This is a genomic window from Micromonospora sp. RTGN7 (assembly GCF_033804645.1).
GTDB lineage: Bacteria > Actinomycetota > Actinomycetes > Mycobacteriales > Micromonosporaceae > Micromonospora.
In genome coordinates, this window is sequence record NZ_JAPZLF010000008.1 from 39,213 (window position 1) to 57,957 (window position 18,745).

An 18,745-nucleotide genomic window follows, 5' to 3' on the forward strand; every position below is an offset into this window, starting at 1 on the left:
CGCTCACGTCAGCCGCTCCGCCGCGCGCAGGCCCCGGCGCAGCACCTCGACCGCCCCCGCGCGGTCCCCCTCGGCGAGCAGCGACTCGCCGAGGTGCCGGCAGGCGACGACGACCTCCCCCATCAGCCCGGCCTGCTCGTACCGGTCGGCAGCGCGGGACAGCAACCGGCGGGCGTCGGCGGCGTCGCCCCGGGCCACGCGTACCAGGCCGAGCACGAGGTCGGCCTCCGCCACCAGCTCCCGGTGCCGGCACTCGGCCGCCGTCCGGGCGGCCTCCCCGGCCAGTTCCTCCGCCTCGTCCAGCGCGCCCTCCCGGCGGCGGGACTCGGCCAGCTCCAGGGTCGCCCCCGCGTGGTCGAGCACCGCGCCGACCGCGCCGAGCATCTCCCGGGCCCGACGCAGCTCCGGACCTGCCTCGGCGGGACGCCCGGCCCGGCGCAGAACGTACCCCCGGGCCCAGTGGCACAGCGCGATCTCCCGGGTGAGCCCCAGCTCGGCGTAGCGGCGGCCTGCCTCGCGCAGGTAGCGGTCGGCCTCATCCAGCTCGCCGTCGCGCCGGAGCTGGCCCGCGACGGCGTAGAACTGGGCCACCCACTCCGGCCGGGTGGCCCGGCTCAGCAGTGGCAGCACGTCCCGCTCCAGACAGCGGGCCCGGTGCCGCCAGCTCAACTCCAGAAACGTGTACATCAACGCGTTGGTCAGCCGCAGCTCGGCGTCGGGATTCACCGGCGCCGCCGCCCGCAGCGCCCGCAGCCCGTCCTCCAGGACGGCCACCGCGCGGGGGGCGTCCCCGTCGACGAGCAGGCAGTAGGACTGCCGGGCGAGCACCGCCGCGCGCAGCGCGGGGCAGTCCGCCGGTGGCTGCGCCGCCAGCCGCGCGTAGCCCGCCGCAGCGGCCGGTGCTCTGCCCCGGTGCAGGTCCGCCTCCGCCGCGTAGTACCGCGCCCAGCCGCCCAGCTCCGGCAGGTGGTAGTCGTCGGCCCGACGACCGATGTCGGCGAGCGCACGGTCGGCGGCGTCGAGGTCACCGGCCGACAGTGCCCGCCGGGCCGCCGCCAGCTCCCCGGCCAGCCGGGCCGCCGAGTCGGCCGGCCGCCCGTAGCGCAGGTCGTCGACCGGGAGCCCGAGCCGGTCCGCGACGTGAGCCAGCGCCTCCGGGCTGGGGGTACGGGTGCCGGACTCGATCGCGCCGAGGAACGCCCGGGTGTACCGGGGCACGGCGACCTGCTGCTGGGTCAGCCCCCGGGCGGTGCGCAGGCGGCGGATCCGGTCGCCGAGACGCTCCCCGCCCAGGCCGGCACCACCGGCGACGCCGTCCGTCGCCTCCATCCCGCCCCCCTTCGCGCGCTGCCGCCAGCCTAGTGGCCCGTACACGCGCGTCGATCGGTCAGGGGGTGGCTGGTCCGGGATCCCGGACCAGGACCCGCACGGCACGGGCCGCGTCCACCGCGGCGACCAGCACCACGTGCCGGGGCTCCGGCACGTCGAGCAGCCGTTCGGCGCGCAGCGCCGCGAGCGGCACCAGCCGCCGGTCGGCAAGCACGGTGTCCACGGCCCGGCGGTCGCCGCCGCAGACCAGGGCCGCCAGGGTCGCCGCCTCCGGCAGCAGCAGCCGTACGGCCAGGTCAGCCGCGTCGCCGAGGGCCGCCTTCGCCTGGTTGTCCCGCCGCCGGGCGAACCGCTGCTGCGACCAGCCCCCGGCGGCGGTGCGTCCCTGCACGTACCGGGTGTCGACCTTCGAGACCGCGATGTCGGCGCCCTCGGCGATGCCGACCGCCACCGCGCCCTTGCGGGCGAGCAGCAGGCCGATCCGGCGCGGCGCGACGGCGGCGGCCACGAACCCGGCAAGGTCGTCGGCCGGGGGCGCGCCCGGCGGGGAGTGCAGCTCGGCGGTGGCACCGTCCGAGGCGGCGAGGAGTAGGCCGTATTCCTGGGGGATGGTCGTCGGCGGGCCGTGCCGATCGGCGAAGCCGGAGACCCAGCGCGCGACGCGGGCCGGGTCGACCTCGACCCATCGGCCGCCGCCGGCTGCGGGACGACTGCTCATGCGCCGACCGTACGGCACGTCGAGCGCGACCGGCACCGGTGCCGTCGCCGGCGCGATGACCAGCGCGGCCACGATCCGTGGGCGCTGCCCCGGTCGTCCCGTGATCTGGGGGGCGGATGACGTACGAGGCCGAGCCTCACGTCTCCTCTCTGCTTCGTGCGTGGTGCGTCGTCGGGACCGTGAGCCGGTGAGCAGCCCGTTCCGAGCGGCCCCGCGCTCAGCGCACCAGCAGCATGACGGCCGTAAGGGCCGCGATGATTACGCTGGAGAGCAGGGCGGTCACCAGCCGGCCCCGGGGCTCGGTCAGCGTCAGCACCCCGGCGAAGGCCCGTCCGGGTGTTCCGAGGCCCCGGCCGTCGCCCGGTCGAAACGCCATTGGGTGAGGTCCACTGTCGGGGCGCGGCGTCGGCCGCGCGGACAGCGACCTACTTCGGGTACGCCTCGATCATGGCCTCATCGTCGGCCCCGACCCTTCGGCTCGCGAACGATTTCCCGGCTCCCGCACCCCTGGCTCCCGCATTCCCGGCTCCCGCACCGCCGGCGGCACCGCCCCCTTGCACACGGTCACGCTGCGTCAACCCGCCGCTTCGGACATCGAGACGGTCTAGTCCCTTTGCTCTGCTGCCGTCAGCGCAACATGCGCATTGAGCAGCCGCTTCACATCGCAGGCCAGCACGAGCGGACGACAGAGATCGTCACACTCCGCGAGCGTTGCATGGGGTGCAGCAGAGCAAAGGCGGCCTTGCGGGTGTCGCCCGCAGGACGGCGACCGTGGGGCGCGAGGGTGGCGCGATCTGGGCCCAGGCGGGTCAGCCGCCCAGGCGGGTGGGGAACTGGGAACCGGGGCGTGCTGCAAGTGGGTGGGCCGCCCCGGAAGGGGGCGACGCGGAGCATACGGCCGGGCGAACAAAGCGCCGCGAGCGTCCCCTGGGCGGGGAGACGCTCGCGGCGCGATGCGTGAGTGCGGGCCGACTTCAGACGTTGAAGCCGAGGGTACGTAGCTGGTCGCGTCCCTCGTCGGTGATCTTGTCGGGGCCCCATGGCGGCAGCCAGACCCAGTTGATCCGGATGTCGTCAACCAGTCCCCCGCCGGGGCCGGTGGTCAACGCCTGCCGGGTCTGGTCCTCGATCACGTCGGTCAGCGGGCAGGCCGCCGAGGTCAGCGTCATGTCCAGGGTGGCGACGTTGTCGTCGTCGACGTGCACGCCGTACACCAGGCCGAGGTCAACCACGTTGATGCCCAGCTCCGGGTCGACGACGTCCTTCATCGCCTCCTCGACGTCGGCAGCGGCGGCCTTACCGCGGCCGGTCGGAGCGACCGCGCCCCCGGCGGGCGAAGCCGAATCGTCGGTGGCCACGGCACCGACCTCCGGCGTGGTGATGGGTTCCTCGCTGTTCATGCCGTCCCCTCGTTTCGCTCGACTCCGGCGTGAGCTGCGCCGGCACTGTGCCGTTGATTGGCTCGCTGACGCTCGCTCATGCCTGCACCTGCGGGCTTGCGCCCGCCCCGGCGCGTGCTGCGGCGTCCTTGAACGCCATCCACGGCAGCAGCGCGCACTTGACCCGGGCTGGGTAGCGCGCCACACCCGCGAACGCCACCCCGTCACCGAGGACGTCCTCGTCCGGCGTGACCTGGCCACGGCCGGACATCAACTCGACGAACGCCTCGTGCACCGTGAACGCCTCACCCGCGCCCCGACCGCGTAGCAGCTCGTGCAGCACGCTCGCCGACGCCTGGCTGATCGAGCAGCCCGCGCCGTCGTACGAGATGTCGTGCAGCACGTCGCCGTCGGTGGCCACCCGGACGGTCACCTCGTCGCCGCAGGTCGGGTTGACGTGGTGCGCCTCGGCGACCCGGTCGCCCGGGTCGTCGGCGTCGCGCAGGCCACGGCCGTGCGGGCGCTTGTAGTGGTCCAGGATGATCTCCTGGTAGAGCTGGTCCAGCTGCATCACTCGAACACCTTCCGCGCCTGCTCCAGGCCACCCACCAGGGCGTCGATCTCGTCCGTGGTGGTGTACAGGTAGAACGAGGCGCGCGTCATGGCCGGCACACCGAACCGGGTGCACACCGGCTTGGCGCAGTGGTGGCCGACGCGCACCTGCACGCCGAGCGAGTCGAGCACCTGCCCGACGTCGTGCGGGTGGACGTCGCCGAGGGCGAACGAGATCGTCCCGCCCCGACCCACCGGCACCGTTGGTCCGAAGATCCGCAGGTCGGGCACGGTGGCGAGGGCGTCCAGCGCGTACGCCGTCAGCTCCTTCTCGTGCCACTGGATCGCCCGCATGCCGATCCCGGTCAGGTAGTCCACGGCCGCGCCGAGCGCCACGGCATCGGCGATCGGCGGGGTGCCCGCCTCGAACCGGGCCGGCGGGGCGGCGAACGTCGACCGGGCCATGGTGACCGTTTCGATCATCGAGCCGCCGCCGAACACCGGGGGCATCACCGCGAGCAGTTCGCCCCGGCCCCAGAGCACGCCGATGCCGGTGGGGCCGCACATCTTGTGCCCGGTGAAGACGATGAAGTCGGCGTCGAGGTCGACCACGTCGATCGGCATGTGCGGCACCGACTGGGAGCAGTCGAGCAGCAGCAGCGCGCCCACCTCGCGGACCCGCGCGGCAATCCGGGAGGTCGCGTTGACGGTGCCGAGGATGTTCGACATGTGCACCAACGAGACGATCTTCGTCCGCTCGGTGACCAGGGCTTCCAGCCCCGACTCGTCCAGCCGCCCCTGGTCGGTGACCGGGAACCAGCGCAGGGTCGCGCCGGTGCGCTCGGCCAGCAACTGCCACGGGACGATGTTCGAGTGGTGCTCCATCTCGGAGATCACGATCTCGTCGCCGGGGCCCAGCCGGAAGCGGGGGTCGGCGTCGGCACGCGGCGAGGCGTTGGAGAAGGCGTACGCCACGATGTTGATCGCCTCGGTGGAGTTCTTGGTGAACACCACCTCGTCGACGCTCGGCGCGTTGATGAACGCGGCGATCTTCGCCCGCGCGCCGTCGTACGCCTCGGTCGCCTCGGTGCCCAGGGTGTGCACCGAGCGCGACACGTTGGCGTTGTGCATCGCGAAGTGCTCGGTGAGCGCGTCGAGCACCTGGCGCGGCTTGTGCGAGGTGTTCGCGCTGTCGAGGTAGACCAGCGGGTGCCCGTTGACCTCCCGGCCCAGGATCGGAAAGTCCGCGCGCACCGCCGCCACGTCGAAGCGCGGCACGTCGTCGAACTGCGGCATCCCCGCAGGGATCGTGATGGTGGTCATCTGCGTGACCGGCCCCTTCCTCAGGCCCGCGCCGAGCCGGCTCCGGCGCTGTACCGCTCGTAGCCCTCGTCCTCGAGCTTGTCGGCCAGCTCCGAGCCGCCCTGCTCGACGATCCGGCCCGCGACGAAGACGTGTACGAAGTCCGGCTTGATGTAGCGCAGGATGCGGGTGTAGTGGGTGATCAGCAGCAGGCCGGTGTCCCCGTTGTCGCGGACCCGGTTGACTCCCTCGCTGACCACGCGCAGCGCGTCCACGTCGAGGCCGGAGTCGGTCTCGTCGAGGATGGCGATCTTCGGCTTGAGCAGCTCCAACTGGACGATCTCGTGGCGCTTCTTCTCGCCGCCGGAGAAGCCCTCGTTGACGTTGCGATGGGCCATCGCCGGGTCCATCTGGAGCAGCTCCATCGCCCCCCGCAGCTCGCCGCCCCAGGTGCGCAGCTTCGGCGCCTCGCCGTCGATCGCGGTCTTCGCGGTACGCAGGAAGTTGGCCACCGAGACGCCGGGGACCTCGACCGGGTACTGCATGGCCAGGAAGAGCCCGGCGCGGGCCCGCTCGTCGACGGACATGGCCAACACGTCGGTACCGTCGAGGGTCACCGAGCCGCCGGTGATCTCGTACTTCGGGTGGCCGGCGATGGAGTACGCCAGCGTGGACTTGCCGGAGCCGTTGGGGCCCATGATGGCGTGGGTCTCGCCCGACCGCACGGTCAGGTCGACACCGGCCAGGATCGGCTTGAGCTCACCCTCGGGCAGCTTGACCGACACCTTCAGGTCGCGGATCTCCAGGGTGCTCATTATCGGGTCACTCCATTGCTCGGCGTCAGACTGACGTAGATGTCGCCGTCGCGGACTTCGACGGGGTATACGGGTACGGGTTCGGTGGCGGGGAGCCCGCTGGGCTCGCCCGTCCGCAGGTCGAAACGGGATCCGTGCAGCCAGCATTCCAGCGTGCAGCCCTCGACCTCCCCCTCGGAGAGGGCGACGGAGGCGTGCGAGCACTCGTCGTAGGCGGCGTAGAACTCGCCGTCCTCGCCGTGCACCAACGCGAGGGGAGTGCCGTCGACCTCGGCCCGGATCACGCTGCCCTTCGACACGTCCTCGGCGGAGCAGATCCGGATCATCAGGCGCCCGCCTTGGTCAGCCGGGCCTCGATCGCGTCCCCCAGGCGCTCCCGCAGCTCCTCGACCGGGATCTTGTTGATCAGCTCGGCGAAGAAGCCGCGCACCACCAGGCGGCGGGCCTCGCCCTCCGGGATGCCCCGGGCCATCAGGTAGAAGAGCTGCTCGTCGTCGAACCGGCCGGTCGCGCTGGCGTGCCCGGCACCGGCGATCTCGCCGGTCTCGATCTCCAGGTTGGGCACGGAGTCCGCCCGGGCACCCTCGGAGAGCAACAGGTTGCGGTTGATCTCGTACGTGTCGGTGCCGGTCGCCTCGGCCCGGATCAGCACGTCGCCCACCCAGACCGTGTGCGCGTCGGCGCCCTGCAACGCGCCCCGGTAGCCGACGTAGCTGCGGCAGTCGGGCACGTTGTGGTCGACGAGCTGGCGGTGCTCCAGGTGCTGGCCACCATCGGCGAAGTAGACGCCGTACAGCTCGGCCTCGCCACCGCGGCCGGTGTACTCCACCGAGGTGAACTGCCGGACCAGGTCGCCGCCGAGGCTGACCTGGATGTGCACCACCCGGGCGTCCCGACCAAGTTTGATCTTGATGTGCTGGGCCTGCACCGTGTCGGGTGCCCAGTCGGCCACGGTGACCAGGGTCAGCTTGGCCCCGTCGGCGACCGTCACCTCGACGTTGTCGGCCAGCGTGGCCGAGCCCTCCTGGGAGAACACCACGGTCGCCTCGGCGAACCGACCCACCTGGACCTGGGTCCGGGCGAAGGAGAGCTCCTCGGGGTACGCGCCCAGCAGCCGGACCACCACCGGCTCCGACACCACGGCCTCGGCCGCCACCTCGACCACCGCGACCCGCGCCGCCCCGCCATGGGCCAGCGCGCTGATCCGGTCGATCGGCACGAGCACCGACGCGACGCCGGCGTCGGTCGGCTCGACGAACCGCAGCGACACCCCGGCCGGCAGGCGCGGGTGCTCCACGGTGAGGCCCCGACCGGTGGCGGCCGAGGTGTCCGCCGTGGCCAGGCCGCGAAGGCGCTTGAGCGGGGTGAAACGCCACTCCTCCTCCAGGCCGGTGAGGGCCGGGAAGTCGGCGACGTCGTACGAGCGGAGCGCCTGCGATTTGGTGCTGGGGGGCGCGGAAGCCTGGGTAGTCATCTCTTCCTTGGTGTGTTCTGCGACGACGGTGTCTGAGACGGGGGGACGGGCCGGTGTGACCGGCCCGTCCGGGACGGGCGGCGTCAGCCGACCGCGCCCTCCATCTGGAGTTCGATCAGGCGGTTGAGCTCCAGGGCGTACTCCATCGGGAGCTCCTTGGCGACCGGCTCGATGAAGCCGCGCACGATCATCGCCATCGCCTCGTCCTCGCTCAGGCCCCGGCTCATCAGGTAGAAGAGCTGGTCGTCACTGATCTTGGAGACGGTCGCCTCGTGCCCCATCGACACATCGTCCTCACGGATGTCGACGTACGGGTAGGTGTCCGAGCGGGAGATGGTGTCGACCAGCAGCGCGTCGCACTTGACGGTGCTACGGCTGTGGTGCGAACCCTCCAGCACCTGCACCAGACCCCGGTACGAGGTGCGGCCGCCGCCCCGGGCGATCGACTTGGAGATGATGGTGGAGGAGGTGTGCGGCGCGGCGTGCACCATCTTGGCGCCGGCATCCTGGTGCTGGCCCTCGCCGGCCATCGCCACCGAGAGCACCTCGCCCTTGGCGTACGGGCCGGTCATGTAGACCGCCGGGTACTTCATGGTGACCTTGGAGCCGATGTTGCCGTCGACCCACTCCATCGTCGCGCCCTCGTGGCACACGGCGCGCTTGGTGACCAGGTTGTAGACGTTGTTCGACCAGTTCTGGATGGTCGTGTACCGGCACCGGGCGTTCTTCTTGACGATGATCTCCACGACCGCGCTGTGCAGCGAGTCCGAGGAGTACAGCGGCGCGGTGCAGCCTTCGACGTAGTGCACGTACGCGCCCTCGTCGACGATGATCAGCGTCCGCTCGAACTGGCCCATGTTCTCGGTGTTGATCCGGAAGTACGCCTGCAGCGGGATCTCGACCTGCACGCCCTTCGGCACGTAGATGAACGAGCCGCCGGACCACACGGAGGTGTTCAGGGCGGCGAACTTGTTGTCGCCGACCGGGATCACCGTGCCGAAGTACTCCTTGAAGACGTCCTCGTGCTCCTTGAGCGCGGTGTCGGTGTCCAGGAACAGGACGCCCTGCTCCTCGAGGTCCTCGCGGATCTTGTGGTAGACGACCTCGGACTCGTACTGCGCCGCGACGCCGGCGACCAGCCGCTGCTTCTCCGCCTCGGGGATGCCCAGCCGGTCGTACGTGTTCTTGATGTCCTCGGGCAGGTCCTCCCAGCTGGTGGCCTGCTTCTCGGTGGACCGGACGAAGTACTTGATGTTGTCGAAGTCGATCCCGGTGAGGTCGGCGCCCCAGGCCGGCATGGGCTTGCGGCCGAACAGCCGCAGGCCCTTCAGGCGCAGGTCGAGCATCCAGGCCGGCTCGCTCTTCTTCGCGGAGATGTCCCGCACCACCGCCTCGTTGATGCCGCGCTGGGCGGTCGCGCCGGCGACGTCGGAGTCGGACCAGCCGTACTCGTAGCGACCGAGGGCGGCGAGCTGCTCCTCCTGGGTCAGGGGCTGGACGATCTGCTCGGTCATTTAGCTGTCCTCACAGTGGTGACGGTTCTACCGGACGTGGCCCGCGACGGCTGGGCGGGAATGTGCGTGGTGCACACCCCGTCGCCGTGCGCGATGGTGGCCAGGCGCTGCACGTGGGTGCCGACCAGGCGGGAAATCACCGCGGTCTCGGCCTCGCACAGCTGGGGGAACTCGGCGGCCACATGAGCCACCGGGCAGTGGTGCTGACAGAGCTGGCCGCCGGAGGCGATCGTGGAGGCGTTGGCAGCGTATCCCTCGGCGGTGAGCGCCCCGGCGAGCGCCTCGGCGCGCGCCAGGGGGTCGTCGCCGGCGTCCTCCATCGCCGCCTGGCAGCGGTCCTCCAGGGCGGCGACCTGGTCGGTCGCGAACGCCTCCACCGCACCGGAACCGCCGTTGCGGGCGATCCAGCGCAGCGCGGCGGTGGCGATGTTGTCGTAGTGGTGGGTGCCGCAGCGGCCCCGGGCCGCGTCCGTCAGCACGAACACCTTCGCCGGGCGGCCCCGCCCCCGGCTGCCCCGAACGGTCTGCTCGCGGGACACCACGTCGCCGTCGGCGAGCATCGCGTCGAGGTGGCGGCGGATCGCCGCCGGGCTGAGCCCGAGCACCGCGCCGAGCTGCGCGGCAGTGGTCGCGCCCCGCTCCAGCAGCAGCTGGGTCACCCGGTCCCGGGTGGAGATGTCGGTCCCGGCGGTCCCGGCCGGCCGGGAGACGGCGGACGGGGACCCGCCGGCGACCGGACCGGTCGTCAGCTGCCTCCCGTCGAGCGCCGCCGCGTATTTCACAACGCCAACGTTACGTAATTCGCCGGAGGGTGGCAAACCCAGATGCCGGTGATCCGAAGCACCGGTGCGGCAGAGTCACCCGATCGCGCTCCACTACGTTGCGTAGGATTCGCCCCGTGAAGCCATCCGCCCGGTTCCCGGTCTCCACCGCTCTGCTGCGCCGCCTGGCGCTCGCCTCGATCGTTGCGAACGTGGCCATCGTCATCACCGGCGGGGCGGTCCGGTTGACCGCGTCCGGTCTCGGCTGCCCCACCTGGCCCAGGTGCACCGACGAGTCGTACACGACGACGTCGGAGATGGGCGTGCACGGCGTCATCGAGTTCGGTAACCGACTGCTCACCTTCGCCGTCGGCGTGATCGCCCTGGCCGTGGTGGTCGGCGTGCTGCTGCACGGGGCGCGGCGGCGGGCCCTGCTGCCGCTCGCGGTGGGGGTGCTGTTCGGCATCCCGGCGCAGGCGGTCATCGGCGGGATCACCGTGCTCACCGACCTCAACCCGTGGGTGGTCGGGCTGCACTTCCTCGCCTCGATGGCGGTGATCGCGGTCGCGTACGCGCTCTGGCGGCGCATCGGCGACCCGGACGGCCCGACGGCGCCCACCGTGCCGGGGCCGCTGCGGACGCTGGCTCTGATCACCACCGTGGTGAGCGTCGCGGTGCTGGTGATCGGCACCTGGGTCACCGGCAGCGGCCCGCACGCGGGCGACCAGGGCGCGGCCCGCAACGGCCTCGACCCGGAGTCGATCTCCCAGGTGCACGCCGACGGCGTGTTCCTGCTGATCGGGCTCTCGGTGGCGCTGGTCTTCGCGTTCCGCGCGGTCGGCGCCCGGCGCGCCGAGCGGGCCGCCCTGGTGCTGGTCGCGGTGGAGCTGAGTCAGGGCCTGATCGGCTTCGTCCAGTACTTCACCCACCTGCCTGGGGTGCTGGTCGCCGCACACATGCTGGGCTCGTGCCTGGTGTTGCTGGCCACCCTGGCGGTGCTCTGGTCGACCCGGGAGCGCCGCCCGGCGTCAGCGGGGGCGGGGCAGGTGGGCGAGGACGGCGTCCGCGAAGCGGTCGGGGGCGCCGTCGGCGTACCCGACGAACAGCGACGGCTCGGTCAGCTCCAGCTCGACCAGCACCGGTGACCCGTCGGGGCCGTCGATGAGGTCGACCCGGGCGTAGAGCAGCCGCTCCGGCCCACCGGGGACCGCCGCCAGGGTCCGCTCGGCGACGGCGAGCTGGTCGGGGGTGGCCGTCCGGGCGCTGATGTCCAGGACCTTGCGCAGGCCGTCGGGGCCCAGGTCCGGCCCGGTCAGCATCGGGCCCTTGCGGATCGCGTGGCTGAACCGGAGCCCGTCCGGGCCGGTCAGGAAGAGCAGCGAGGTCTCCCCTGCGGTGTCCACCGCCGCCAGGTACGGCTGGACCATGGCGGCCCGGCCGGCGTCGGAGAGCCGACGCAGGTGGGCGGCGGCCAGCTCCCGGTGCTCCGGGTCGGCCAGGTCGTACCGGCCGGTGTCCCGGCTGCTGGAGCTGACCGCCGGCTTGATCACGTACTCCCCGTGGGTGGCGGGTGGCGTCCAGCTCTCCCCCGGCTCCACCCAGCCGGACGGCACGGTGGGCACCCCGGCGGCCGAGAGCTCGCCGAGGTAGCTCTTGTCGGTGTTCCAGCGCACCACGTCGGCCGGGTTGACCAGCCGGGCGATGGTGTCGACCCAGGCCATGAACTCGTCGCGGCGCAGCGGGTAGTCCCAGGGCGAGCGGAGCACGACCAGGTCGTACCCGGCCCAGTCGACGGCCGGGTCGTCCCAGGCGGCGACGGTGACCGCGACGCCCCGCCCGGCCAGCGGGGCGAGCAGTAGCTGGTCGTCCGGCTCGAGGTCGCGGTGCCCGGCGTAGGTGACGAGGGCGACCCGAGGTTTCCCCCGGGTCGACTGGTGGTGGTGATCGGTCATCGGGGTCAGCGGGACATGGCCCGCCGGGCCATTGACCGCCAGAGGTCGTTGCTCGGGCGCATCTCGTCCATCAGCTCTCGCTCCCAGGCGTTCTCGACGGTGACTCCCGCCGTGGCGCACGCCTGCCGCGCGATGTCGGTGCCTTCCGCGAACTGGTCGGCCCACGCCCCGTCGGAACCGACGAGGACGATGCGCGCGCCGCGCTTGCCGACGTACTCGATGACCGCCTTCGCCCCGCCGTGCCCCGCGGCGAACGACTGGATGCCCGCGACCAGGCCGTGGGGAGTCTGCGCGGGAACGGCCTCCTGGGCCGTCAGCGTCGTATCGGAACCATCTGCCATGACGCGAAGCCTAAGCAGGGTTCCCTCCCGGGGTGCGAGAACCATCAACTATTTGTGATGCCCATTACCCCATGGTTTACCGAGGGCCGAGGGCGATCCGCCTAGCTATATCCACAGATGGGGTGCCAAATCAACCCGACAAGATCACACATTGTGCCGCAGGTTGAGCGCACCCGACTCACGATGAAATCGTTTCCGATTAGCCGCCAAACGCGGACAATCTATCAATGATCGTGATTTTTGACCCTGAGTTGGCCGGGGTCGGTCCGCAGGTCGGCCGGTGGACGGTCCAGGAACCGGCGCGAGCCGGAGCCCGAAGGCCCCGGCCCGCATTCGCTTCGGGTTCAGACCAGCGCGTCGACGGCGACGGCCGCGAAGAGGATGGTCAGGTAGACGTACGACCAGTGGAACAGCCGCATCGGCGTAACCGCACCGCCCCGGGCCACCTGGCGGCCCAGTTTGTGCGCCTCGTACACGAAGACCCCGCCGGACACCAGCGCGGTGACGCCGTAGATCGCGCTCATCCCGAACGGCCAGACGGCCAACGAGGCGAGCAGGGTCACCCACGCGAAGCCGATGATCTCGGCGTTGACCCGGCGGGCCGAGGCGACCACCGGCAGCATCGGGATGCCGGCGCGGGCGTAGTCGGCCTTGTACTTCATCGCGAGGGGGTAGAAGTGCGGCATCTGCCAGAAGAAGACCACCGCGAACAACGCCCACGCCGCCGGGGCCAGCGAGCCGGTCACCGCGGCCCAGCCGATCAGCACCGGGGCCGCCCCGCACGCGCCACCCCAGAAGGTGTTCTGCGGCGTGGTCCGCTTCAGCCACAGCGTGTAGACCAGGTCGTAGTAGGCGATCGCGGCCAGCGTCAACCCGGCGGCCAGCCAGTTGGTGAACGCGGCCATCAGGGCCACCGAGATCACCGCCAGCACCAGCCCGAAGACCAGGGCGCTGCGCGGCGAGACGGTGTGCGTCGGCAGCGGGCGGCGCTTGGTGCGCCGCATGAGCTGGTCGATGTCCCGGTCGATGTAGCAGTTGAGCACGCTGGCCGCGCCGGCGGCGAGCGAGCCGCCCACCAGCACCACCGCCATCAGCCAGAACGACGGCAGGCCGCCCTGGGCCAGCATCATCGCCGGGATGGTGGTGACCAGCAGCAACTCCACGATGCGCGGCTTGGTCAGCGAGATGTACGCCGAGACCACCGCCCGGACGTTCCGCTGCGGCCTGACCGGCGCCTCGGTCACCGTGCGCACCGGCGGCTGCCCGGCAGAGTTGCTGACGGGGCGCTCGGTGATCATGCTCACGGATTGCCACCTTCCGGCGTCGGCAGGGGAGGTCGGGGCGGTCGAACCCATCGGGGCTCACACACGTCCATCACACTACGCGTCGTCGTTTTGGCTGCCCGAGGGACCCGACAACGGTGCGGGCGGTCACACCTACGGTGGAGTGGCCGATCCGGTCGCCCGGGTGGGAACAGCATCAGAGATCCCTGGGCGTGCGTTTAGAGCCGCTCGATAGGGTCATCACTGAGGGTTCCGCCCAACTGCCGAGGAGCACAACCATCGTGGCTGCCAACCGACCCGAGCAACCCGCACTCAACTGGTCCGACCTCGACCGCCGGGCCGTCGACCTCGTCCGCGTGCTGGCCATGGACGCCGTGGAGAAATCCGGCAACGGCCACCCCGGCACCGCGATGAGCCTCGCTCCCGCGGCGTACCTCCTCTTCAACCGGGTGATGCGACACAACCCGGCCGACCCGAACTGGCCCGGCCGGGACCGGTTCGTGCTCTCCGCCGGGCACTCCAGTCTGACCCTCTACATCCAGCTCTTCCTCTCCGGCTACCCGCTGGCCCTGGACGACCTGAAGTCGCTGCGGCAGTGGGGCTCGCTCACCCCGGGCCACCCGGAGCACGGCCACACCCCGGGCGTGGAGACCACCACCGGCCCGCTCGGCCAGGGCCTGGGCAACGCGGTCGGGATGGCGATGGCGGCCCGCCGCGAGCGCGGCCTGTTCGACCCGGAGACCGAGGCCGGCGAGTCGATCTTCGAGCACGATGTCTGGTGCATCGCCTCCGACGGCGACATCGAGGAGGGCATCAGCCACGAGGTCAGCGCGCTCGCCGGGCACCAGCAACTGGGCAACCTCACGCTGATCTACGACGACAACGAGATTTCGATCGAGGACGACACCCGGATCGCCAAGAGCGAGGACGTCGCGGCCCGCTACGAGGCGTACGGCTGGCACGTGCAGACCGTCGACTGGCGCACCGGCGACGCCGACCAGGGCGACTACCACGAGGACGTCGAGGCGCTGCACCGGGCGCTGCTGGCGGCGAAGGCCGAGACCGGCCGTCCCTCGTTCATCGCGCTGCGCACCATCATCGGCTGGCCCGCGCCGAACAAGAAGAACACCGGCAAGATCCACGGCTCGGCGCTCGGCGCCGACGAGGTGGCCGCCACCAAGGAGCTCCTCGGCTTCGACCCGGCGCAGAGCTTCGAGGTCGCCGAGGAGGTCCTCGGCCACGCCCGCCTGGTGCTCGAGCGCGGTGCGCAGGCCCAGCAGGAGTGGGAGAAGGCGTACAAGGCCTGGGCGAAGGCCAACCCGGAGCGCAAGGCGCTCTGGGACCGGATGGCGTCCCGGGTGCTGCCGCAGGGCTGGACCGACGCGCTGCCGACCTTCCCGGCCGACGCCAAGGGCGTCGCCACCCGTGCCGCGTCCGGCAAGGTGCTGGAGGCCCTCGCCCCGGTGCTGCCGGAGCTGTGGGGCGGTTCCGCCGACCTGGCGGAGAGCAACAACACCACGATGAAGGGCGAGCCGTCGTTCATCCCGGCGGTGCACGCCACCAAGGACTTCCCGGGCCACGAGTACGGCCGCACCCTGCACTTCGGCATCCGCGAGCACGCCATGGGCGCGATCCTCAACGGCATCGCCCTGCACGGCGGCACCCGCCCCTACGGTGGCACGTTCCTGGTGTTCAGCGACTACATGCGCCCGTCGGTGCGGCTCGCCGCGCTGATGAAGCTGCCGGTGACCTACGTCTGGACGCACGACTCGATCGGCCTCGGCGAGGACGGCCCGACCCACCAGCCGGTGGAGCACCTGACCGCGCTGCGGGCCATCCCCGGCCTGGACGTGGTCCGCCCGGCCGACGCCAACGAGACCGCGTGGGCCTGGCGGCAGGCCCTGGAGCACACCGACCGGCCGACGGCGATGGCGCTGAGCCGGCAGGCCCTGCCGACCCTGGACCGCACGACGCTGGGCGGCGCCGAGGGCGTCACCAAGGGCGGCTACGTGCTGGCCGAGGCGTCCAACGGCAAGCCGCAGGTGATCATCGTCGGTACCGGCTCCGAGGTGCAGCTCTGCCTCACCGCCCGGGAGCGGCTGGAGGCCGACGGCACCCCCACCCGGGTGGTGTCGATGCCGTGCCAGGAGTGGTTCCACGAGCAGGACGAGGCGTACCGGGAGTCGGTGCTGCCGCGCGGGGTAAAGGCACGGGTGAGCGTGGAGGCGGGCATCGCGATGTCCTGGCGCGGGATCGTCGGCGACTCCGGCGAGAGCGTGAGCCTGGAGCACTACGGCGCGAGCGCCCCGCACACCGTGCTGTTCGAGCAGTTCGGGTTCACCCCCGACCGGATCGTGGCCGCCGCGCACGCGGCGCTGACCCGGGTGGGCGACATCACCGGTTTCACGACCGGCAACTGAGGGGAGCGTGGACGGCATGACGGACAGGCTTAGTGAACTCACCGCCGCCGGAGTGGCGGTCTGGCTCGACGATCTCTCCCGGGTACGACTGAGCTCCGGCGGGCTGGACCAGCTCCGCCGCGAGAAGCACGTGGTCGGGGTGACCACCAACCCGACGATTTTCGCCAAGGCGCTCGCCGACGCCGACACCTACGACGGGCAGCTGCGCGACCTCGCCACCCGTGGGGTGGAGGTGGAGGAGGCGGTGCGGATGCTCACCACGTACGACGTGCGGTGGGCGTGCGACGTGATGCGCCCCTCGTACGACGGCAGCCAGGGCGTCGACGGCCGGGTCTCCATCGAGGTGGACCCCCGGTTGGCGCACGAGACCGACAAGACGGTCGCCGAGGCCAAGGCGCTGTGGTGGCTGGTCGACCGGCCGAACCTCTACATCAAGATCCCGGCCACCGAGGCGGGCCTGCCGGCGATCACCGCGACCCTGGCCGAGGGGATCAGCGTCAACGTGACGCTGATCTTCGGCCTGGACCGCTACTCGCAGGTGATGGAGGCTTTCCTCGCCGGTTTGGAGCAGGCGAAGGCCAACGGCCACGACCTGTCGAAGATCGGCTCGGTGGCGTCGTTCTTCGTCTCCCGGGTTGACGCCGAGGTGGACAAGCGATTGGAGAAGCTCGGCTCCGACGAGGCCAAGGCGCTGCGCGGCAAGGCCGCCGTGGCCAACGCCCAGCTGGCGTACGAGCGCTACAGCGAGGTCTTCTCCTCCGACCGGTGGCAGGCCCTGGCCGACGCGGGTGCCCACCCGCAGCGCCCGCTCTGGGCGTCGACCTCGACGAAGAACCCGGACTACCGGGACGTGATCTACGTTGAGGAGCTGATCGCCCCCGGCACCGTCAACACGATGCCCGAGTCGGTCATCGACGCGTACGCCGACCACGGCGAGACCAACGGGGACACCATCACCGGGTCGTACGAGGCTGCGCGGCAGGTCTTCACCGACCTGGAGTCGGTCGGCGTCGATGTCTCCGACGTGATCTCCGTCCTCGAGCGGGAGGGCGTGGAGAAGTTCGAGACGAGCTGGCAGGAACTGCTCGACGGGGTCCGCAAGTCCCTCGCCGCGGCGGGCCAGGGCACGAGTCGGCCGAGCCAGGCCGCCAAGGGCAACGCGAAGGCCGCCCAGAAGGCGGGGGGCAACGCGTGACCGACGGTCGTGGGCGCGGGCCCCGGGGGGGGGCCGGCGGGGGGCGCCGCGGGGGGGGCCCGGGGCCGAGGCCGAGGCGCAGGCCCGGCTCGGCTGGCTGGACACCCATCGGCGCAGCCGGGAGCTACTCCCCCTGCTCGCGGCGCTGACCGCCGAACTGGCCGACCTGGACCACGTGGTCCTCGCCGGGATGGGCGGCTCTGCACTGGCCCCCGAGGTGATCGCCCGCACCCTGGGCCGACCGCTGACCGTGCTGGACACCACCGACCCGGGCCAGATCCGGGCGGCCCTGGCCGATCGGCTGGAACGCACGGTGGTGGTGCTGGCCAGCAAGTCCGGCTCCACCGTGGAGACCGACAGCCACCGGCGGGCGTACCTGCAGGCGTTCCTCGATGCCGGGATGACCGAGGCGGAGGCCGGTCGACACCTCGTGGTCGTCACCGACCCGGGCTCCCCACTGGAGGCCGCCGCCGTCGAACTGGGCGCGGTCACCGTGCTCGCCGACCCGCAGGTGGGCGGCCGGTACTCGGCGCTGACCGCCTTCGGGCTGGTGCCGGCGGCGCTGGCCGGGGTCGAGGTGACCGAGCTCCTCGACCAGGCTGAGGCCCTCGCCGGGTCGTACGCCCGGGACACCGACAACCCGGGGCTGGCGCTCGGCGCGGCCCTCGCCGCCGCGGCCACCGCGGGGCGGGACAAGGTCGCGCTGGTCTCCGACGGCACCGGCCTCGACGGGCTCGGCGACTGGATCGAGCAGTTGCTCGCCGAGTCGACCGGCAAGGCCGGCCTGGGCATCCTGCCCGTGGTGGTGGAGTCCCCCGACGCCCCCGGTGCCACCGGCCCGGACGTGCTCACGGTCAGCTACGGCGGCGCGCTGTCCGCCGGGGCCGTCCCCGGCGGCGGGGGTGCGCCGGACGTGGCCGTCAACGGGCCGCTGGGCGCCCAGTTCCTGGCCTGGGAGTACGCCACGGCGGTGGCCGGCGCGGTGCTCGGGGTGAACCCGTTCGACCAGCCGAACGTCGCCGAGAGCAAGGAGAACACCACCCGGATCCTCGCCTCCGGGGCGCCGTCGCAGACGCCGTCGGCCACCGAGGGCGCGATCGAGGTGTACGCCCCGGCGGGCAGCCCGGGCGACCTGACCGGCGCGCTGCGCCACCTGCTCGACGGCGTCGACGGCGACGGCTACCTCGCGGTGCTGGCGTACCTGGACCGGTTCGCCGACGCCGACACCGCCCGGCTGCGGCCGGTGTTCGCCGCGCTCACCGGCAGGCCGGTCACCTTCGGCTGGGGGCCGCGCTTCCTGCACTCCACCGGGCAGTACCACAAGGGTGGTCCACAGGTGGGCAGCTTCCTTCAGGTGACCGGTACGGTCGACGATGATCTGCCGGTGCCCGGGAAGCCGTACTCCTTCGGGGAGCTTCAGGCCGCCCAGGCCGCCGGCGACCGGAAGGCCCTGACCGGCCGGGGCCGACCGGTGCTGCGGTTGCACCTGACCGACCGGTCAGCAGGGGCTGCCCAGCTGCTCGATACGGCCCGAGACCTGCGGACGTGACGATGGACGATGTGACACCAGCGAACCGAGGTAACACCGTGAGTGCGAGGAGTGAGCCGAACTTGCGAGCCCCGCAGTCGCGAACCGAGGTGACACCGTGAGTGCGAGGAGTGAGCCGAACTTGCGAGCCCCGCAGTCGCGAACCGAGGTGACACCGTGAG

The 18,745-nt window shown here is 71.9% G+C and carries 17 protein-coding genes and 1 pseudogene; 4 read left to right on the forward strand and 14 right to left on the reverse strand.

Translation table 11 applies throughout. From position 1 onward, the window contains the following. Positions 1-3: 3 nt before the first annotated feature. The 11 genes from SNR22_RS13725 to SNR22_RS13775 all read right to left on the reverse strand — a co-directional run bounded on the left by SNR22_RS13725 (position 4) and on the right by SNR22_RS13775 (position 9,760). Entirely contained in the window at positions 4-1,329 is a 1,326-nt protein-coding gene (locus tag SNR22_RS13725; RefSeq protein WP_320066937.1) for a helix-turn-helix transcriptional regulator, read from the reverse strand. 58 nt (positions 1,330-1,387) lie between these two features. Continuing rightward, entirely contained in the window at positions 1,388-2,047 is a 660-nt protein-coding gene (locus tag SNR22_RS13730; RefSeq protein ID WP_320066938.1) for an acVLRF1 family peptidyl-tRNA hydrolase, read from the reverse strand. A gap of 217 nt (positions 2,048-2,264) precedes the next feature. Next, positions 2,265-2,423 (reverse strand): hypothetical protein, encoded by a 159-nt coding sequence (locus SNR22_RS13735; protein WP_320066939.1) that lies wholly within the window; start codon positions 2,421-2,423, stop codon positions 2,265-2,267. A gap of 598 nt (positions 2,424-3,021) precedes the next feature. Continuing rightward, positions 3,022-3,447, reverse strand: coding sequence for a metal-sulfur cluster assembly factor (locus SNR22_RS13740; protein WP_320066940.1), 426 nt, complete (start codon positions 3,445-3,447; stop codon positions 3,022-3,024). A gap of 76 nt (positions 3,448-3,523) precedes the next feature. After that, complete coding sequence (gene sufU, locus SNR22_RS13745; RefSeq protein ID WP_320067160.1) at positions 3,524-3,997, reverse strand: Fe-S cluster assembly sulfur transfer protein SufU; 474 nt, start codon at positions 3,995-3,997, stop codon at positions 3,524-3,526. Then, entirely contained in the window at positions 3,997-5,301 is a 1,305-nt protein-coding gene (locus SNR22_RS13750) for a cysteine desulfurase (protein WP_320066941.1), read from the reverse strand. The genes sufU and SNR22_RS13750 overlap by 1 nt, the downstream gene beginning before the upstream one ends. Before the next feature lie 20 nt (positions 5,302-5,321). Beyond that, complete coding sequence (gene sufC / locus SNR22_RS13755; RefSeq protein ID WP_320066942.1) at positions 5,322-6,095, reverse strand: Fe-S cluster assembly ATPase SufC; 774 nt, start codon at positions 6,093-6,095, stop codon at positions 5,322-5,324. Further along, positions 6,095-6,421 (reverse strand): non-heme iron oxygenase ferredoxin subunit, encoded by a 327-nt coding sequence (locus tag SNR22_RS13760; RefSeq protein ID WP_320066943.1) that lies wholly within the window; start codon positions 6,419-6,421, stop codon positions 6,095-6,097. The genes sufC and SNR22_RS13760 overlap by 1 nt, the downstream gene beginning before the upstream one ends. Further along, positions 6,421-7,569 (reverse strand): Fe-S cluster assembly protein SufD, encoded by a 1,149-nt coding sequence (gene sufD, locus SNR22_RS13765; RefSeq protein ID WP_320066944.1) that lies wholly within the window; start codon positions 7,567-7,569, stop codon positions 6,421-6,423. The genes SNR22_RS13760 and sufD overlap by 1 nt, the downstream gene beginning before the upstream one ends. Before the next feature lie 83 nt (positions 7,570-7,652). After that, complete coding sequence (gene sufB, locus SNR22_RS13770) at positions 7,653-9,083, reverse strand: Fe-S cluster assembly protein SufB (RefSeq protein WP_320066945.1); 1,431 nt, start codon at positions 9,081-9,083, stop codon at positions 7,653-7,655. Then, the gene (locus SNR22_RS13775) at positions 9,080-9,760 is read right to left on the reverse strand and encodes a transcriptional regulator (RefSeq protein ID WP_320067161.1); all 681 of its coding nucleotides are present in this window, start codon (positions 9,758-9,760) and stop codon (positions 9,080-9,082) included. Before SNR22_RS13775 ends, sufB begins: the two co-directional genes overlap by 4 nt. Before the next feature lie 203 nt (positions 9,761-9,963). On the opposite strand from SNR22_RS13775, the gene SNR22_RS13780 reads away from it, so the two are divergent. Further along, complete coding sequence (locus tag SNR22_RS13780; RefSeq protein ID WP_320066946.1) at positions 9,964-10,989, forward strand: COX15/CtaA family protein; 1,026 nt, start codon at positions 9,964-9,966, stop codon at positions 10,987-10,989. Here SNR22_RS13780 and SNR22_RS13785 read toward each other — a convergent pair. The 3 genes from SNR22_RS13785 to SNR22_RS13795 all read right to left on the reverse strand — a co-directional run bounded on the left by SNR22_RS13785 (position 10,873) and on the right by SNR22_RS13795 (position 13,441). After that, the gene (locus tag SNR22_RS13785) at positions 10,873-11,796 is read right to left on the reverse strand and encodes a hypothetical protein (protein WP_320066947.1); all 924 of its coding nucleotides are present in this window, start codon (positions 11,794-11,796) and stop codon (positions 10,873-10,875) included. The two genes, SNR22_RS13780 and SNR22_RS13785, sit on opposite strands and share 117 nt — an antisense overlap. 5 nt (positions 11,797-11,801) lie before the next feature. After that, positions 11,802-12,137, reverse strand: coding sequence for a hypothetical protein (locus SNR22_RS13790; protein WP_320066948.1), 336 nt, complete (start codon positions 12,135-12,137; stop codon positions 11,802-11,804). Positions 12,138-12,481: 344 nt separating this feature from the next. Further along, a complete protein-coding gene (locus SNR22_RS13795; RefSeq protein WP_320066949.1) occupies positions 12,482-13,441 on the reverse strand; it encodes a heme o synthase in 960 nt (319 codons plus the stop codon). 260 nt (positions 13,442-13,701) lie between these two features. On the opposite strand from SNR22_RS13795, the gene tkt reads away from it, so the two are divergent. The 3 genes and pseudogenes from tkt to SNR22_RS13810 form a co-directional block, all read left to right on the forward strand. Then, positions 13,702-15,840 (forward strand): transketolase, encoded by a 2,139-nt coding sequence (gene tkt / locus SNR22_RS13800; RefSeq protein ID WP_320066950.1) that lies wholly within the window; start codon positions 13,702-13,704, stop codon positions 15,838-15,840. A gap of 16 nt (positions 15,841-15,856) precedes the next feature. After that, positions 15,857-17,035 (forward strand): transaldolase, encoded by a 1,179-nt coding sequence (gene tal, locus SNR22_RS13805; RefSeq protein ID WP_320066951.1) that lies wholly within the window; start codon positions 15,857-15,859, stop codon positions 17,033-17,035. A 55-nt stretch (positions 17,036-17,090) separates the two neighbouring features. Further along, positions 17,091-18,584 (forward strand): annotated as a pseudogene (locus tag SNR22_RS13810) (glucose-6-phosphate isomerase); the annotation flags it as partial. Positions 18,585-18,745 lie beyond the last annotated feature (161 nt).

Coding starts and splice junctions, on each gene's coding strand:
- SNR22_RS13725 (WP_320066937.1), bottom strand. CDS start 1,329: ATGGAGGCGACGGACGGCGTCGCCGGTGGTGCCGGCCTGGGCGGGGAG.
- SNR22_RS13730 (WP_320066938.1), bottom strand. CDS start 2,047: ATGAGCAGTCGTCCCGCAGCCGGCGGCGGCCGATGGGTCGAGGTCGAC.
- SNR22_RS13735 (WP_320066939.1), bottom strand. CDS start 2,423: ATGGCGTTTCGACCGGGCGACGGCCGGGGCCTCGGAACACCCGGACGG.
- SNR22_RS13740 (WP_320066940.1), bottom strand. CDS start 3,447: ATGAACAGCGAGGAACCCATCACCACGCCGGAGGTCGGTGCCGTGGCC.
- sufU (WP_320067160.1), bottom strand. CDS start 3,997: ATGCAGCTGGACCAGCTCTACCAGGAGATCATCCTGGACCACTACAAG.
- SNR22_RS13750 (WP_320066941.1), bottom strand. CDS start 5,301: ATGACCACCATCACGATCCCTGCGGGGATGCCGCAGTTCGACGACGTG.
- sufC (WP_320066942.1), bottom strand. CDS start 6,095: ATGAGCACCCTGGAGATCCGCGACCTGAAGGTGTCGGTCAAGCTGCCC.
- SNR22_RS13760 (WP_320066943.1), bottom strand. CDS start 6,421: ATGATCCGGATCTGCTCCGCCGAGGACGTGTCGAAGGGCAGCGTGATC.
- sufD (WP_320066944.1), bottom strand. CDS start 7,569: ATGACTACCCAGGCTTCCGCGCCCCCCAGCACCAAATCGCAGGCGCTC.
- sufB (WP_320066945.1), bottom strand. CDS start 9,083: ATGACCGAGCAGATCGTCCAGCCCCTGACCCAGGAGGAGCAGCTCGCC.
- SNR22_RS13785 (WP_320066947.1), bottom strand. CDS start 11,796: ATGACCGATCACCACCACCAGTCGACCCGGGGGAAACCTCGGGTCGCC.
- SNR22_RS13790 (WP_320066948.1), bottom strand. CDS start 12,137: ATGGCAGATGGTTCCGATACGACGCTGACGGCCCAGGAGGCCGTTCCC.
- tal (WP_320066951.1), top strand. CDS start 15,857: ATGACGGACAGGCTTAGTGAACTCACCGCCGCCGGAGTGGCGGTCTGG.